We start from the raw sequence: 16,401 nt of genomic DNA, 5'->3' as shown, positions 1-16,401 counted from the left end.
TTCGGGAAATCCCCTGCCATCCATGCCAAAATTGGGGGTATGGGAGCCTTAAGTCATATTCGCGTTTTAGACCTCAGCCGGGTACTTGCCGGCCCTTGGTGCGCACAAAACCTGGCCGATTTGGGGGCAGACGTCATTAAAGTCGAGCGCCCGGGGACCGGGGACGATACTCGCCATTGGGGTCCTCCCTTTGTCTTAAACGAGCAAGGGCTCGAAACGAAAGAATCTGCCTATTTTATTTGCATCAACCGCAATAAACGCTCTATTACAGTAGATATTAGCAAGCCAGAAGGTCAGGAAATTATTCGCAAGCTAGCTTCTGAATCCGACATCGTCCTAGAAAACTATAAAGTCGGTGACTTAGCAAAATATGGCCTTGACTATGAGAACCTAAAAAAGGTTAAGTCAGATCTCATTTATTGCTCTATTACTGGTTTTGGCCAAACTGGTCCTTTCTCACATCGCCCTGGTTACGACTTCATTGTTCAAGGTATGGGCGGCTTCATGAGTGTGACTGGTGAAGCCGAAGGAGTAGACGGCACGGGCCCACAAAAAGCGGGCGTTGCGATTGCAGATATCTTTACAGGGATGTATGCCACTACTGCAATTTTGGCGGCCGTTGTCCATCGTGATCAAACGGGCGAAGGACAATACATTGACATGGCCTTACTGGATACTCAGATTGCTGTGATGGCCAATGTCGGAAGCGCCTATCTCACCTCTGGTGAAGTACCGCAGCGGCTTGGCAACGCTTCTTCAACCATAGTCCCTTATCAAACTTTCCCCACTTCAGATGGCTGGATGATTGTGGCCGCAGGTAATGACGGGCAATTTAGACACTTCGTCACTGCTGGTGGTGAAGCCCAGCTTGCTGATAATCCCCTCTATATCAACAACCCCCTACGCGTTGAGCATCGCAAAGAATTAGTGCCTTTGCTAGAAGCCATGACACGCAAGAAAACTAAAGCAGAATGGATTGAGTTATTAGAAAAAGCCAACGTCCCCTGCGGGCCTATTAATAACTTCAAAGAAGTGTTTGAAAACGAACAAGTCATTGCTCGCAAAATACAAATTGAGGTTCCACACCCAACAGCCGGTAAGATGAAGTTAGTTGCTAGTCCAATGCACCTCTCTAAAACACCCATCGAAGTCAGAATGCCGCCACCCACACTGGGTCAGCACACCGATGAGATTTTGCAAGAGCGCTTAAATTTGGATGAGTCCAGCATCGCCGCATTGCACAAAAAGGGAATCATCTAATGAGTCAAGCTATCTCCAAGCCATCTTTATCGATGAAGCAAGTGCTCATTTTTGGTGGCTTGATGGTGACGATGTCTATGGGTATTCGTCATGGCTTTGGACTCTTTAATTTACCCATCACTCTCGAAAATGGCTGGGGACGTGAAACCTTTGCCCTCACAATCGCCTTACAAAATCTGATTTGGGGTGCCGTACAACCAGTTACTGGTGCTCTTGCCGATCGCTATGGCGCATTTAAGATCATGATTGCTGGTGGTGTGCTGTATGCACTTGGATTATTTGGGATGGCTATCTCCACTGATGCACTCAACTTCACGCTCGCTGGTGGGCTACTTATTGGTTTAGCGCAAACAGCTACTACGTATAGCGTGGTCTACGGAATCTTGGGTCGTAATGTGCCTGCAGATAAACGCGTTTGGGCAATGGGCATTGCTGCTGCAGCAGGATCGTTTGGTCAATTCTTAATGATCCCTACTGAACAAGGATTATTAAGTAGCTTTGGCCCTCAAAATGCACTTATCCTCTTAGCACTCATGGCAAGCTTAATGATTCCAACAGCATTTATGCTACGTGAGAAAAATTTCGTCTACACACATAACTTGGGTGATCAGACTATCAAAGAAGCGCTTAAAGAAGCATTGCGCAATCCTAGCTTTCGTCTTTTGACTTTAGGTTATTTTGTCTGTGGTTTTCAGGTGGTCTTTATTGCAGTCCATCTAGCGCCTTATCTCAAAGACTTGTCGGCTATTTACCCATCTGTTGGGGCCCCTGCAGTTGCTACCACTGCTTTAGCGCTCATTGGATTATTCAACATCTTTGGGACATATAGCGCCGGGATCTTGGGGCAACGCTTTCCAAAACGCTATCTTCTCTCAGCCATCTATCTGGGTCGGTCGATTGCAATTACTGGATTTGTGCTGCTGCCACTGAGTCCGATGACAACCTATATTTTTGCGGCCATCATGGGTTTCTTGTGGCTCTCAACTATTCCGCTAACAAATGGCATCGTTGCACAGATTTTTGGCGTCAAATATCTGACAATGCTTTCTGGTCTGGTTTTCTTCTCTCATCAGCTCGGTAGCTTTTGTGGCGCATTCTTGGGTGGGTACCTTTTTGATCGCACTGGCTCCTATTTAATTGTTTGGGAGATAGCCATTGCCTTAGGTGTATTTGCGTTCTTAGTAAACCTACCTGTTAAAGAACGAGCATTGCATCGGGTTGCTCACGCCTAATGAATAGATCACTCTTTGCTCACCATAAAAAAAGTTCTTTTTGGAAAATCATCTTTTATGGTTTTGCAGCATTTATTTTATTGTTAGTTTTCTCCAGCTACTTCGCCCCTGACATGATGGTTGCCATCACAAACCAAGTTTGGGCTTTATGTGGGTGGCAATAGTTTTTACTGTTTTTCTAATATCATTGCTTCGCAATAAATTATTTTCTCGCCGTAGCACAATGGATAGTGCACATGCCTCCTAAGCGTGGGATACAGGTTCGATTCCTGTCGGCGGGACCACTACTCCCAGAAAGTTATCCACAGGATATGTGGATAAATCCTGAAATGTTTTCGTAAGTCGCAGATTTGTATGGGCTGACCTGACTTGCTTAATTTCTGGGCAGCCATATTCAAGCCTTGGTGTTTGTTTATCCAATGCATTTCTGCATTACAACTGAATCTTTTGTGGTAGGAAATTGTTAGGGACGGCACGCTGGAGTAAAAGTTCCCTTAAACTGCAAGCCATGACTAGCCTTTCGACAAGCACTCTCGCCGCCCTTGAGGAAATGCTCCAAAATATGGCGCGCTCCGCTCCCGCAGACTTTATGCCCATTTACCTTTCCCAAGGTGTCTCGGGCTCACAAATCATTGGCCAGCTCAATCCTGAATTTGCAACTTATCTTCAAGAGACCCTCAAAAAAAATCCCATCCCACTGATATCAATGGGTAATGATTGCCTCACTATTCAAGCGGGAAAACCTAAAACCTTATCCATTAGCTTGCAAAAACTAGCAGAACAAATGCGCAATGGTGGGTTTATACCGGGATGGCGTAATGAAGATTTTGCTTGGGTGGATCAAAACGGACATAAGTACTTTCGCTTAGAGCGTGCTGCGTTTCGCACCTTTGGATTGCGTAGTATGGCAACCCACATTAATGGTTACACCAAAGCCAATACGATTTGGCTTGGCAGGAGAAGTGAAAATAAAGCAACCGATCCGGGCAAGCTAGATAACATTGCCGCGGGCGGTATTACCGCAGATGAGACACCATGGGTAAGCGCTCGTCGAGAACTCTGGGAAGAGGCAGGCGTACCGCCTCAAATTGCCGACGAAATTGAACCGGTAGGTCGCATTCATATGCGCCGCCCTATTCCGAATCGCGGTTTTCATGATGAACAGTTGTATGTTTATGACTTAGAGTTAGGCGATAACTTCATTCCAACCAATCACGATGGTGAAGTTAGTGGCTTTATAGAGGTTTCTTATGCTGAAGCTGCAGCTCGTATCCTGGCCGATGAATTCACCAGCGATGCTGCTTTTGTGACCGCAGACTTCATTTTGCGCCGCAATAAGTAGTCACAAAGGGCCTTTTCAAGGGCCGTTGACCGACATCATGCGCTTTGACCCTGATTCGTGGTTAAATCTATCTTAAGGATGAAACAGGGGTGCCCTTAACAACAGAGTTTGTTGTAAGGCGCTGAGAAAGACCCTCTAACCCGATCCAGGTAATGCTGGCGTGGGGAGTTACATCAGACCGACACCCGGTTTCGTCCATCTAAAACAGCTAGGAGATGGACATGAGTGCAAGCAACCCTAAAAATTCTAAAAATGAAATCCCAAGTCTTAAAAGCTTAGAGCGTGATTTTGGGCAAAAATTTGCTTATCCAGCATCAACCAAAACATACTTACAGGGATCGCGTGAAGATATCAAAGCGCCGATTCGCATGATTGAGCAATTGCCAACGCGCGTTGGCGAAGAGTTGGTAGCAAACCCACCTGTACCCGTTTACGATACTTCCGGTCCTTACAGTGATCCTGAGATTGTGATTAATCTTGAAAAAGGATTGCCACGTTTACGTGAAGCTTGGATTGCAGAGCGTAATGACACAGAGCAACTGAGTGGCCCTAGCTCTGAGTATGGTGTTGCACGCTCTAAAGATGAGGCAACACAAGAGTTACGCTTTGCCCACATTAGCGCACCACGCGTAGCCAAGTCCGGTAATAACGTGAGTCAAATGTATTACGCCCGCCAAGGAATTGTTACTCCAGAAATGGAATACGTTGCTTTGCGTGAATCCATGGGCCTTGAGCAATTACGCAAAGATCCTGCATACAAGCAATTACTCAAGCAGCATCCAGGCAAAAGCTACGGCGCTAACTTACCCGATATTGTTACCGGTGAGTTTGTCCGTCAAGAAATCGCCGCTGGCCGTGCCATTATTCCCGCCAACATCAATCACCCAGAGCTTGAGCCCATGATTATTGGTCGTAACTTCCGCGTGAAGATTAACGGCAACCTAGGTAACTCTGCAGTGACCTCCTCTATTAATGAGGAAGTAGAGAAAATGGTTTGGTCCATTCGTTGGGGTGCTGACACGATCATGGACTTGTCTACCGGTAAACATATTCATGAAACACGCGAGTGGATTATTCGCAATTCTCCAGTTCCAATTGGTACTGTACCGATCTACCAAGCGTTGGATAAAACCGGTGGTATTGCAGAAGACCTCACCTGGGAAATGTTCCGCGATACATTGGTTGAGCAAGCAGAGCAAGGTGTGGACTATTTCACCATTCATGCTGGTGTCTTACTGCGCTACGTACCTTTAACTGCGGATCGTATTACCGGTATTGTTTCTCGCGGCGGTTCCATTATGGCTAAGTGGTGCTTGGCCCATCACAAAGAAAACTTCCTCTATACAAAGTTTGATGAAATTTGCGAGATCATGAAAGCCTATGACGTTTCATTTAGCTTAGGCGATGGTTTGCGTCCTGGCTGTATTGCTGATTCCAATGATGCAGCCCAATTTGGCGAATTGCATACATTAGGTGAGCTTACAGCTAAAGCCTGGAAACATGATGTTCAAGTCATGATTGAAGGTCCTGGTCACGTTCCAATGCAGCGCATTGAAGAGAACATGACTGAAGAGTTAAAGCATTGCCTAGAAGCCCCCTTCTACACTCTTGGACCATTGATTACCGACATTGCCCCAGGTTACGACCACATCACCAGCGGTATCGGTGCAGCGCAAATTGGTTGGTATGGCACAGCCATGCTTTGCTATGTCACGCCAAAAGAGCATTTAGGCTTGCCTGACAAAGAAGACGTGCGTGAAGGCATTATTACTTACAAGATTGCTGCTCATGGTGCCGATCTTGCTAAAGGTTTGCCAGGTGCACAGGTTCGAGATAACGCCCTCTCCAAAGCACGTTTTGAATTCCGCTGGGAAGATCAATTTAATCTAGGCCTTGATCCTGAGCGCGCTCGTGAATATCACGATGCCACTCTACCTGCTGAAGGCGCCAAAATTGCGCACTTCTGCTCTATGTGTGGACCTAAATTCTGCTCTATGAAAATTACTCAAGAAGTGCGTGACTATGCTGCTACCTTAGATGCGGACGGCAATCCAAAAGTACCGTCAAAGGTCATACCGATTGCAGAAGTTGCTCAAGAGGCAACTAAGGGCATGGAAGAAATGTCCGCAGAGTTCCGTAAACGCGGCAGTGAGATTTATCAGTAAATCCTTTTCATGAAGACATCCTTCGCGCAAAGTAAGTACGCCATCGTTGGAGCCGGCCTAATGGGCCGACTCCTAGCGGTGTCGCTTGCTCAGCGTGGAGCGCAGGTAGATCTCTTTGACAAAGGTAATGAAGATGCTAGTGGTTCAGCAGCGCGTATTGCGGCTGCAATGCTTGCACCTTTAGCTGAATCTGTTATCACTGAAGATGTAGTGGTTCGCATGGGCATTCATAGCCTGCCTCGTTGGAAAGAACTTATTTCTCAACTTAGTACACCTGTTTTTTTTCAACAAGAAGGCACTCTGATCTTGTGGCACAGGCAAGATGCTGCTGAGGCTGAACGCTTTAGTAAGCATCTTGAAAAAAATTGTCGTCATAACTCACAGCTCTCACTTCCACAAAAAATTGATGCGGCTGTACTAAAAGAAATTGAGCCATCTGTATCGGAGCGTTTTTCTCAAGCCCTCTATTTGCCTAATGAAGGACAACTGGATAATCGTCAATTACTCAATGCCCTTTTGCAAGAGTTAAAACGCTTAGGGGTATCTTGTCGCTGGAATGTGGAGGTAAACCCAGATCAATTACGGTTGGACTCTACATATCAAGGCGTGATTGACTGCCGGGGTACTGGGGCGAAATCATCCTGGTCTTCAGAAGCTAGCAGCAATACTTTGCGCGGTGTGCGTGGTGAGGTTATTCGTCTGTATGCGCCTGAGGTAAAGCTCTTGCGCCCTACACGCTTAATTCATCCACGCTACCCTATTTACATTGCTCCAAAAGAAAACGATATCTATGTGGTTGGTGCAACTGAAATTGAATCTGATGATTTATCAGAAATGAGTGTACGTTCCGCCATGGAATTACTCAGCGCGGTTTATACAGTTCACAGCGGTTTTGCCGAAGCCCGAATTCTGGAGATGGCGACTCAATGTCGACCCACCCTTAAAAATAATCTGCCAGAAATTCGAATGCAAAAAGAAAAAGGGTTGGCTGATTTGATGTTGATCAATGGGCTATATCGCCATGGTTTTATGATTTCTCCTGCAGTGCTTGATTCAGCAATGGAATTACTGGAAACCGGTGAAAGCAATACTGCGCTAGAGTTGGGATTAAGCATTAACCAGATTGCTAGCAATACCGAGGCTAATGTATGCGTGTAATCATCAATCAGGTCGAGTATGAGCTACCCAGTCAGAGCGTGATCACAGATGCACTATCGATGATTGATGCAAAGCCACCCTATGCAGTTGCAGTGAATCTCAATTTTGTGCCTAAAACTAAACATATTGAATTTCGCTTAAATGAAAATGACCAAATTGAAGTAATAGCACCTGTTACAGGCGGCTAATTACAGAAGTAATACAGATAACCTATGACTGCACCACTACCTCATAAGCTCAATAGCGCTGATGCCCTCGTACTCTATGGCGAGAGCTTTTCGAGTCGTTTATTGTTAGGTACATCACGATACCCATCACCCCAGGTCTTAGAGAATGCTGTGCAAACAGCGCAGCCAGCAATGATTACGGTCAGCTTGCGTCGTCAAGGTACAAGCACTACAGAAGCCCATAGTGGCTTTTGGGATCTTTTAAAAAAAATGGCGGTGCCAGTACTGCCAAATACCGCTGGTTGTCACAGCCCTCAAGAAGTCATTACTACTGCGCAGATGGCACGTGAAGTATTTGAAAGTGATTGGATCAAGTTGGAGTTGATTGGTGATGACTACACGCTCCAACCCGATACATTGCGTCTTGTTCAAACCGCAGAAACACTGATTAAAGATGGTTTTAAGGTTCTTCCTTACTGCACCGAAGACTTAATCTTGTGTCAGCGCTTAGTAGATGTTGGTTGCCAGGCAATTATGCCTTGGGCTGCACCCATAGGTACTGGCCAAGGCCCTCTTAACCCCTATGCCATGAAATTACTCCGCGATCGCATTCAGGTGCCACTCATTGTAGATGCTGGCCTTGGGCTCCCATCGCATGCATGCACGGTAATGGAGTGGGGTTTTGATGGCGTACTACTCAATACCGCGGTAGCTTTATCCAATGACCCCGTTGTGATGGCCAAATCGTTTGCTATGGCAGTAGATGCTGGGCGCTCAGCCTACTTATCAGGGGCCATGAAGCCCCAAGAATCCGCCCAAGCCAGTACACCGTTAGTCGGTACGCCGTTTTGGCATCAAGCGTAAGGAAGAACTTTATGAGCCTAATACGTGACCTTGCCGATCAAATCGTGTCAGCCCATCGCAAAGATGATATTTGTCTGCCTATTCCGGACTACACACTCAATACACCGCCCCCACGAATTGATAATGAGTCGGCTGCAGATCTTAACGAACTGGCCGCTACCTTAGCTGCTATCGAAATGGGCTTTATTGAGAAGGATGCCAAGACGATAGGTAAGGCCTGGTCCCGTATGGTTTTGCAAGACGGTGGATTTGATCCTTTCAAGTGGCCTAGCCGACCTGAGCATTTTGATTTACTCCCGTGGACCCGCAATATGAATCCCAAGGCATTTAAAGAGTGTCCAAAACGCTTGGGACTCTATGGCGTGATGCCGGATGCCGACTGGGTTAAACGGATGGTCGAAGCAGAAATTCCCACAGTGCAATTGCGTTTTAAATCTGAAGATCGCTACAAAATCCGTAAACAAATTCGAGAATCTGTAAAGGCTACTGAAGGCAGCAAAACTCTCCTTTTTATTAATGATTATTGGGAAGAAGCAATCGATGCAGAGGCCTATGGTGTTCATTTAGGCCAAGAAGATATGGAAACTGCTGACCTTGAAGCAATACGCTCTGCTGGTTTGAGGTTAGGTTTGAGTACGCATGGCTATGCTGAGATGGTGTATGCAGATCGTTTTTGCCCCAGCTATATTGCGATGGGCGCAGTATTCCCAACTAATTTGAAAAAAATGCCAACAGCACCTCAAGGTTTGGGCCGTCTTTATAAATATGCGCAGTTAATGAATCACTATCCACTGGTAGCAATTGGTGGCATCGATGAAAGCAGTATTCATGCAGTAGTGAAAAGTGGAGTAGGCTCAGTTGCTGTAGTGCGGGCCATCACGCAGACCAAAGACCCCAAGGCGGCAGTTAAGCACTTACAAGAATTGATGCGAGCTTAAGTCTTCGTAATAGATAGCGCTCTGTTGCCAATCAGTAACTTACCAACAGCAGGACATATCAAAACATCTTTGTAGCGAACAGGTACATATTCATATGGGCCACCAGATGCTACTTTCCAGGTAGAGCCGTCATATAGAGTAAACAAGTCGCCTGGATTTCCGTAAAAGGTCAATGGTTCTTTAATGACATCTTTATAGCAAGTAATAGCTTCACTTTTTGCTGCCTGAGCGAGAACAATTTCTGAGTTAGCTATAAAAACCAGAACCAATACCAATACCAATGAAAATGAAATCTTCCTCGCAGAAGAAAGTCTACTGAATACCCGGATCATTGATGATGAAAAGTAGCCAATAGTTCGGAACAATCTTTAAGCCAAGCTAAGCCGTGTTTTGTAGGCAATACAAACTTACGTCTTCCATCGCGTGTACAGGTTTCAGTCTTAATCATCTTCTTCAGAATTAAGCCCTTCATGACAGAATGAAGGGTTGCTTGCGATGCAATTTCATTGAGCAAGATAAGGTCTAATACGACAAATTCAACGCCATCAATATGGGCATCTAATACGGCCTCGAGCACCAATAACTCTTTAGAGTCATTGATCCTATAACGTTTATTCACTCTATGAACTGCCTTTGAAAAATGCAGGTAATTAGATGGGAAATCAGACATAGCCAAATGCTATTCTCTCCAGAGCTAATAGACTAGAACAATCGAGTATAACTTTTATATCTAATTTTTAAAAAAGATTTTTTCTAGGCTGATAGCCAAGGTCTAAAAAAGTTGACCAAAATCAATATTCTTAAATACCTTTTTCTTTTGCCAATGCAGTTGGGTAGAAATCATGCATATGCCAGAGCGGTCCTGGCCCCTCGCCAATACTTAAAAAGCGCCCGGCTTCTAGGCCAGCCTCTACATAAGCAATGGCTTTAGCAACTGAGTGCAGTAAATCATGTCCATCAGCCAAGTAAGTAGCAATAGCGGAAGCTAAAGTACAACCCGTTCCATGTGTATTGATTGTGTTCACGCGATAGTGCTTAAATTCTTTTGTCAGAATTACTTCTAATTCATCTTCAACGCTTCTCCACATTAGGAAATCCGTTATTTGTGTATGCGTCGAGTCGAGATGTCCACCTTTAATAAGGACCGCTTGAGGCCCCATATCAAGCAGTTCTTGTGCAGCTAATTTGAAATCATTTGGCCCGCTAATTTCTCTTCCTAGTAATAGAGAGGCTTCTTCTAAATTTGGCGTAACGAGTGAAGCGATTGGAAACAATTCAGCAATCATCGCTTGGGCAGTGTCATCACCGCCTAAACTCGCCCCTGATGTTGCCCTCAGTACTGGATCCAAAATGATTCTTTTGACGCCATGACGACGCAGAGCTTTGGCTACGGTTCGCACTATTTCCGGGCTGGCTAACATTCCTATCTTGACAATATCAGCACCAATATCCATTAAAACGGCATCAATCTGAGCCTCAACGACATCAAGGTCGACATCCTGAATCCGCGTCACTCCCAAAGTGTTTTGGGCAGTTATGGCGGTAATGACGGACATTCCATATCCACCTAGGGCTGTAATCACCTTGAGGTCGGCTTGAAGCCCCGCCCCGCCGCCGCTATCGGACCCAGCAATGGTCAATACTTTAGGGATCTGTATAGAAGTGGGAAGAAGTGATTGCATCTTGCTATAATATCGGCTTATTCCTCGATAGCTCAGTTGGTAGAGCGCCGGACTGTTAATCCGTAGGTCCCTGGTTCGAGCCCAGGTCGAGGAGCCAGATGCAAGAAAACCACCTTTTTAGGTGGTTTTTTCTTTTGTGGCTCGGGCGAAATGGTCGCCTTAGATCAAACCCTTCTTTCGCAGATTAGCCAAGCGATTATTGAGAGTCTTAATAGTCAGAAGATGGTATTTATCACCCTCTGTCCAAGCAGTGCCTTTCCATTCAATACCCTCTGGTGTGACATTAGCGAAAGGCTCCATACCCTCTCTTGCGTAACCCTCTAAGATGGAAATTAGCGCCGCCCGATCTTCTGATCCGCCAGCATCTTTAACAGCATCCAAAATGGGCTGAGTGATCGTATCGCTATAGGTGACCTTGGAGTCAGGATGTTTTGGTGCTACCGGCTCTTCGAAGATGTATTCATGGGGCCACTCAAATACATTTCTTGCAGAATTTTTCACAGCCTCTGGACTCACTGCACCGCTCTCAGAATTTTTAGGGTCAGTTGGTAAACTTAATTCCAAAATCCAAGCTTCAAATTCTGCAATGCGGCTGTAACGTTTTTCTTCGCTATCGCGCTTCTGCTCTTCTTGCGAGAGCAATAAAGTGACCCATGCCCACGCAATATCTTTAGGTATTGCAAACTCTTGAGCCAATATAGCGCTAGCTTTTTTAAGGATGGGTTTAGATGTCAGTTTTGTCATTGCATTCTTTCGTTGATGCCTTCAATTTAGGGTGAAAAGTCAAAGGGAAGGCTCCCCGTTCATTACTACAATGCTCTCCACAGTCCGAGTAGGATACTCTTCATTGACCCATAAACAGCTTAGCAGCTAGATTAAATGATGGTATTTGACGCTATTCTTTCTCCTTTTTAGATTCTGGTGTGGCAACCAATTTAAGCCTATATCCACCATAAATAAGGCTTTTTTTGGGTTTTAAATCTAAATTACACAAAACGGGGCTCCCTATTAAAATAGGGCCATGAAAAAAATCCCTGAACTCCTAGCCCCTGCCGGCAGCCTCCAAATGTTACGCACCGCTTTTGATTTTGGTGCCGATGCAATTTATGCAGGTCAACCGCGATATTCGCTACGCGTACGCAACAATGACTTTGGCAAGATTGAGGTTCTTAAACAGGGAATCGATACCGCCCATGACTTAGGTAAAAAGTTTTATCTAGTATCTAACTTATTGCCGCATGGTGGTAAAACGCGTACCTATATTAAGGATATGGACCCAGTCATTGCATTGAAACCTGATGCAATCATCATGTCAGATCCTGGCCTCATCATGATGGCAAGAGAAGCGTGGCCTGATATGCCTATTCATTTATCCGTTCAAGCCAATACAGTCAATGGAGCATCTGCAAAGTTCTGGCGTTCTGTTGGTATAAGCCGCGTTATTTTGTCTCGTGAACTTTCTTTTGATGAAATCGAAGAAGTACGTCAAGACTGTCCAGAAATGGAACTTGAAGTTTTTGTACACGGTGCGCTGTGTATTGCTTACTCTGGTCGCTGCTTACTTTCCGGCTATATGTCTCACCGCGACTCTAATCAAGGCGCATGTACTAATGCTTGCCGCTGGGACTACAAAGTAAAGCCAGGTCAACAAAATCAAAGTGGAGATGTAGTGTTACTACAAGAAGCTAAAAGGCCTGATGATTTGATGCCGATGGAAGAGGATGAGCATGGCACCTACATCATGAACTCTAAAGATTTACGCGCTATTGAACACATCGAGAAACTGACTGCGATGGGAGTAGATTCTTTCAAAATTGAAGGTCGTACAAAATCACCCTATTATGTTGCTCGCACCGCTCAAGCCTACCGTGCTGCTATTGATGATGCTGTTGCTGGGCGACCATTTAATACCGCATTACTAGGTAATTTAGAGGGATTAGCCAATCGTGGTTATACCGACGGCTTCTATGAGCGTCATCACGATAAAGAATATCAACTCTATATGCGTGGTTACTCTCTCTCGGGTAGAAGTCTATATGTTGGAGAAACTTTAGAGGTTGACGAAGTAAATGGTCGCGTCAAAGTGGATGTCAAGAATCGTTTTTCAGTAGGTGATAAGCTAGAAATTCTTGATCCTAAAGGCAATCAAGATCTAGTACTCGATGCCATGTGGAATATGAGTGGCGAACCCATTACTGTTGCACCAGGATCAGGTCACTTTGTTTGGATTCCGTTAAAAATTAAAGGTCAGAAAGCCTACATTGCACGCTACACCAATGAGCCTGCGCCTGTTGAAACTGAAAGCGCCTGCGCAACTTGCGGTTGATCAATTTAATGAATACGAACACTCAAGATAAGCCGATACCACTCACGCTTAAACAAAAAGCAATTGAGGAAGTAAAAGAGGCTTTTGCCCTCACCCTCTATTTTGGCACCTGGTTCTGTGCACTCTCCTTTTTAGCCGCCACCATCCTAGATGAAAGACCTATTCCTTTATCTATGTTTGGCTTTGCGTTAATTAAAGCAGCCTTTTGCGCGAAATTTTTGCTTATTGGTCAAGCCATCTTTCCCATTAAGGTAAAAGTGGGTCATGGTATTTTGCGTTCCCTACTCATCGAGTCTTTGGTTTACCTTGTTATTGTCTTAGCCTTAAATTACTTGGAAGCTGGGGTACGCGGCCTAATCGATGGCAAAGAATTTCTCATCTCAATGACTGAATTTGGTAGTTCCAATCCGTTAAAGGTCGTGGCAATGTCTATCGTCTATTGGTTAATAGTCTGGCCATACCTCGTCTTTATGGGCATGGAACTTGCTTTAGGCTCTGAGTTCACATCCGCATTACTCTTTGGCAGAAAAAAGTAAGTTGTTGGTTTTGAGATTTTTTTGGCTATGTTTGTTTGGCTTATTTGCCCAACAAATTCAAGCCCAAGAAATAGAGGCGCGTGCATATTCCAATGCGCCAATCAACATGAACTTCCTCACAGGCGGTATTGCGCAAGCTAAAAGCGGTGCATACACAATAACAACCGAAGCGGCAAGCCTTACTCATGTTCTAGATGTTTTTGGGCAATCGGGAAGGCTTACGCTCGTAGTTCCGTTTGCTCAGCTCTCTGGTACTGGGTCTGTAGGTGGACAAGCAATTAATGCGTCCGCAGAAGGTCTATCTGACCCGATGATTAAAGCTTCAGTCAATTTATATGGAGCGCCCGCCTTATCCATCGAGCAATTTAAAGGGTATGAACAGGATTTAATTATTGGCGCTAGTTTGGCCGCCACTATACCTTGGGGACAATACAACAACAGTCAATTAGTTAACGTGGGTGCTAATCGATCAGTCATTCAACCGGGATTTGGTGCATCAAAGGCGGTGGGTCCATGGCGCCTTGAACTGGCTGGCATGGCATCAATCTACACCAGCAATACCAGTTTTTTGGGAAGTAATACGCTTACCCAAAACCCCATTTATTCTGCTGAAACCCACGTGATTTACTACTTCCCCAATACCGCATGGATCTCTGCGGATGCCACGTATTTCACGGGTGGTCAAACCTATGTCAATGGTATGGCTGCAGGTGGCACTCAAGAGAACTGGCGCTTTGGCACCACCCTTTCCTACCCAATTGATAAACAAAATTCGATACGACTAACTGGAAGTACCGGCATTTATTCAAGAACCAACACTGACTATAACGCTGTAGGTATTTCATGGCAGTATCGTTGGGGTGGCTGGCCTTAGCCAAATGCATCTGCTATCGCTACAATTGTAAAAATATATAAAGTACTAAAAACTTTATTCATACTAATAACTATACGAGACGCATATGAGTTCAAAGCCTAACGATTCTAAAAATGGAACTGAGACTGGATTACGCAAAGGTTTAACCAGTTATGGCGATAAAGGCTTCTCTTTATTTCTGCGTAAGGCTTTTATTAAAGGTGCGGGATATACCAATAGCGCCTTAGATCGCCCAGTCATTGGAATTATCAATACTGGAAGCGCCTACAACCCCTGCCACGGCAATATGCCGCAATTACTTGAAGCCGTAAAGCGTGGTGTGATGTTGGCGGGTGGTTTACCGATGGAATTTCCAACAATCTCGATTCATGAAAGTTTTGCAGCGCCGACAAGTATGTATCTGCGCAATCTCATGTCCATGGATACCGAAGAAATGTTGCGAGCTCAACCAATGGATGCCGTTGTCATGATTGGTGGATGCGATAAGACTGTGCCGGCACAAATGATGGGGGCCGCATCGGCAGGATTACCGGCGATTCAATTAATCACTGGTTCAATGTTGACTGGATCGCATCGCAATGAACGTGTAGGCGCCTGCACTGACTGTCGTCGCTACTGGGGTAAATTTCGCGCTGGTGAAATTGATGAGATTGAAAAAGATGAAGTAAATGATCAACTCGTAGCTAGCGTTGGTACTTGTTCTGTGATGGGCACAGCCAGCACCATGGCTTGTATTGCAGAAGCTTTAGGTATGACTGTGCCCGGTGGCGCAACCCCACCTGCCGTAACAGCTGACCGTATTCGAGTTGCCGAAGAAACGGGAACTTGCGCCGTCAAAATGGCTAAAGAAGGTTTAACGATCGACAAAATCTTAACCGCAGATGCATTTGAAAATGCGATGCGCGTATTGCTAGCGATTGGCGGATCAACTAACGGCATTGTTCATTTAGCAGCTATTGCTGGGCGTATGGGCCTTGAAATTGATCTGGATGCTCTAGATAAAATGGGTAATGAAACTCCTGTCTTGGTTGATTTAAAGCCTTCGGGCGATCACTATATGGAAAACTTTCATGATGCGGGTGGCATGACAGCCCTCCTACGTGAACTAAAGCCACTCCTCAAACTAGATGCATTAACCGTCAGCGGTAGAACGCTAGGCGAAGAAATTGATGCAGGCCCGCCCAGCTTCAAACAAGATGTGGTGCGTAAAATTGATAACCCAATATATCCGCGCGGCAGTATTGCTGTATTGCATGGCAACTTAGCACCAGGTGGCGCCATCATTAAACAATCTGCTGCGAATGAAAAACTCATGGAACATGAGGGCCGAGCAGTTGTTTTTGAAAACTCGGAGGATTTGGCTAATCGTATTGATAGCCTTGACTTAGATGTCACAGCAGAGGACATTATTGTTTTGAAAAACATTGGGCCCAAAGGTGCGCCTGGCATGCCTGAGGCTGGATATATTCCAATTCCGATGAAACTAGCCCGCGCTGGCGTCAAAGATATTGTGCGCATTTCTGATGGTCGCATGAGTGGCACCGCTTTTGGAACCATTGTGTTGCATGTCACCCCTGAGTCAGCTATCGGCGGGCCTTTAGCGCAAGTGCGCAATGGGGATCGTATTCGTTTGAGCGTGAAAAATCGAGAAATTAGTCTTTTGATTTCTGAGGCTGAAATGGCTAAGCGTATACAGGAGAATCCAATTACTCCTCCTACAGCGGAACGTGGCTATAAGAAGCTATTCCTAGACACGGTGACGCAAGCAGATCAAGGCGTGGATTTTGATTTCTTAAGAGCCGCTAAGATAGTTGGTAAGACGCCGAGTAAATAAAGAGAATAGCTTAAGTTAGATGC

General features: G+C 45.3%; 16 protein-coding genes, 2 tRNA genes and 1 riboswitch. Of the genes, 14 read left to right on the top strand and 4 right to left on the bottom strand.

Features of this window, described 5'->3' with window-relative positions; translation table 11 throughout:
- Positions 1-39: 39 nt before the first annotated feature.
- The 9 genes from PNUC_RS04685 to thiE all read left to right on the top strand — a co-directional run bounded on the left by PNUC_RS04685 (position 40) and on the right by thiE (position 9,126).
- The gene (locus PNUC_RS04685) at positions 40-1,260 is read left to right on the top strand and encodes a CaiB/BaiF CoA transferase family protein (RefSeq protein ID WP_048812244.1); all 1,221 of its coding nucleotides are present in this window, start codon (positions 40-42) and stop codon (positions 1,258-1,260) included.
- A complete protein-coding gene (locus PNUC_RS04680; RefSeq protein ID WP_011902739.1) occupies positions 1,260-2,492 on the top strand; it encodes an MFS transporter in 1,233 nt (410 codons plus the stop codon). The genes PNUC_RS04685 and PNUC_RS04680 overlap by 1 nt, the downstream gene beginning before the upstream one ends.
- Before the next feature lie 209 nt (positions 2,493-2,701).
- Positions 2,702-2,776: transfer RNA gene (locus PNUC_RS04675), tRNA-Arg, on the top strand.
- 224 nt (positions 2,777-3,000) lie between these two features.
- On the top strand, positions 3,001-3,834 hold the full coding sequence (locus tag PNUC_RS04670; protein ID WP_011902738.1) for an NUDIX hydrolase: 834 nt from the start codon (positions 3,001-3,003) through the stop codon (positions 3,832-3,834).
- Positions 3,835-3,909: 75 nt separating this feature from the next.
- A riboswitch (TPP riboswitch) is annotated at positions 3,910-4,018 on the top strand.
- A gap of 37 nt (positions 4,019-4,055) precedes the next feature.
- A complete protein-coding gene (gene thiC / locus PNUC_RS04665) occupies positions 4,056-5,999 on the top strand; it encodes a phosphomethylpyrimidine synthase ThiC (RefSeq protein WP_011902737.1) in 1,944 nt (647 codons plus the stop codon).
- A 9-nt stretch (positions 6,000-6,008) separates the two neighbouring features.
- Entirely contained in the window at positions 6,009-7,157 is a 1,149-nt protein-coding gene (locus tag PNUC_RS04660; RefSeq protein WP_048812090.1) for an FAD-dependent oxidoreductase, read from the top strand.
- Entirely contained in the window at positions 7,148-7,345 is a 198-nt protein-coding gene (gene thiS, locus PNUC_RS04655) for a sulfur carrier protein ThiS (protein ID WP_011902735.1), read from the top strand. Before PNUC_RS04660 ends, thiS begins: the two co-directional genes overlap by 10 nt.
- A gap of 24 nt (positions 7,346-7,369) precedes the next feature.
- The gene (locus tag PNUC_RS04650) at positions 7,370-8,188 is read left to right on the top strand and encodes a thiazole synthase (RefSeq protein WP_011902734.1); all 819 of its coding nucleotides are present in this window, start codon (positions 7,370-7,372) and stop codon (positions 8,186-8,188) included.
- Between the two features lie 11 nt (positions 8,189-8,199).
- The gene (gene thiE, locus PNUC_RS04645) at positions 8,200-9,126 is read left to right on the top strand and encodes a thiamine phosphate synthase (protein ID WP_011902733.1); all 927 of its coding nucleotides are present in this window, start codon (positions 8,200-8,202) and stop codon (positions 9,124-9,126) included.
- On the opposite strand, the gene PNUC_RS04640 is transcribed toward thiE, so the two are convergent.
- From PNUC_RS04640 to thiD, 3 genes are all read right to left on the bottom strand, one after another.
- Complete coding sequence (locus PNUC_RS04640; protein ID WP_011902732.1) at positions 9,123-9,458, bottom strand: hypothetical protein; 336 nt, start codon at positions 9,456-9,458, stop codon at positions 9,123-9,125. The two genes, thiE and PNUC_RS04640, sit on opposite strands and share 4 nt — an antisense overlap.
- Positions 9,455-9,796 (bottom strand): hypothetical protein, encoded by a 342-nt coding sequence (locus tag PNUC_RS04635; protein ID WP_011902731.1) that lies wholly within the window; start codon positions 9,794-9,796, stop codon positions 9,455-9,457. The genes PNUC_RS04640 and PNUC_RS04635 overlap by 4 nt, the downstream gene beginning before the upstream one ends.
- Positions 9,797-9,926: 130 nt before the next feature.
- On the bottom strand, positions 9,927-10,808 hold the full coding sequence (gene thiD, locus PNUC_RS04630) for a bifunctional hydroxymethylpyrimidine kinase/phosphomethylpyrimidine kinase (protein ID WP_011902730.1): 882 nt from the start codon (positions 10,806-10,808) through the stop codon (positions 9,927-9,929).
- A 21-nt stretch (positions 10,809-10,829) separates the two neighbouring features.
- Here thiD and PNUC_RS04625 point away from each other — a divergent pair.
- A tRNA-Asn gene (locus tag PNUC_RS04625) sits at positions 10,830-10,905 on the top strand.
- Positions 10,906-10,967: 62 nt separating this feature from the next.
- Here PNUC_RS04625 and PNUC_RS04620 read toward each other — a convergent pair.
- Positions 10,968-11,552 carry a hypothetical protein gene (locus PNUC_RS04620; protein ID WP_011902729.1) on the bottom strand — a complete coding sequence of 195 codons (585 nt, stop codon included), beginning with the start codon at positions 11,550-11,552 and terminating at the stop codon, positions 10,968-10,970.
- Between the two features lie 277 nt (positions 11,553-11,829).
- Here PNUC_RS04620 and PNUC_RS04615 point away from each other — a divergent pair, with 277 nt between their 5' ends.
- The 4 genes from PNUC_RS04615 to PNUC_RS04600 all read left to right on the top strand — a co-directional run bounded on the left by PNUC_RS04615 (position 11,830) and on the right by PNUC_RS04600 (position 16,378).
- Positions 11,830-13,134, top strand: coding sequence for a peptidase U32 family protein (locus tag PNUC_RS04615; RefSeq protein WP_011902728.1), 1,305 nt, complete (start codon positions 11,830-11,832; stop codon positions 13,132-13,134).
- Positions 13,135-13,142: 8 nt separating this feature from the next.
- On the top strand, positions 13,143-13,670 hold the full coding sequence (locus PNUC_RS04610) for a hypothetical protein (protein WP_011902727.1): 528 nt from the start codon (positions 13,143-13,145) through the stop codon (positions 13,668-13,670).
- A 31-nt stretch (positions 13,671-13,701) separates the two neighbouring features.
- The gene (locus tag PNUC_RS04605; protein WP_143070032.1) at positions 13,702-14,544 is read left to right on the top strand and encodes a transporter; all 843 of its coding nucleotides are present in this window, start codon (positions 13,702-13,704) and stop codon (positions 14,542-14,544) included.
- A gap of 85 nt (positions 14,545-14,629) precedes the next feature.
- A complete protein-coding gene (locus tag PNUC_RS04600; protein ID WP_011902725.1) occupies positions 14,630-16,378 on the top strand; it encodes an IlvD/Edd family dehydratase in 1,749 nt (582 codons plus the stop codon).
- The last annotated feature ends 23 nt before the right edge of the window (positions 16,379-16,401 follow it).

This window comes from Polynucleobacter asymbioticus QLW-P1DMWA-1, from assembly GCF_000016345.1.
GTDB classification, from domain to species: Bacteria; Pseudomonadota; Gammaproteobacteria; order Burkholderiales; family Burkholderiaceae; genus Polynucleobacter; species Polynucleobacter asymbioticus.
The sequence above is the reverse complement of the archived record's forward strand: the minus strand, read 5'-3'. Positions and strand labels throughout refer to the sequence as shown.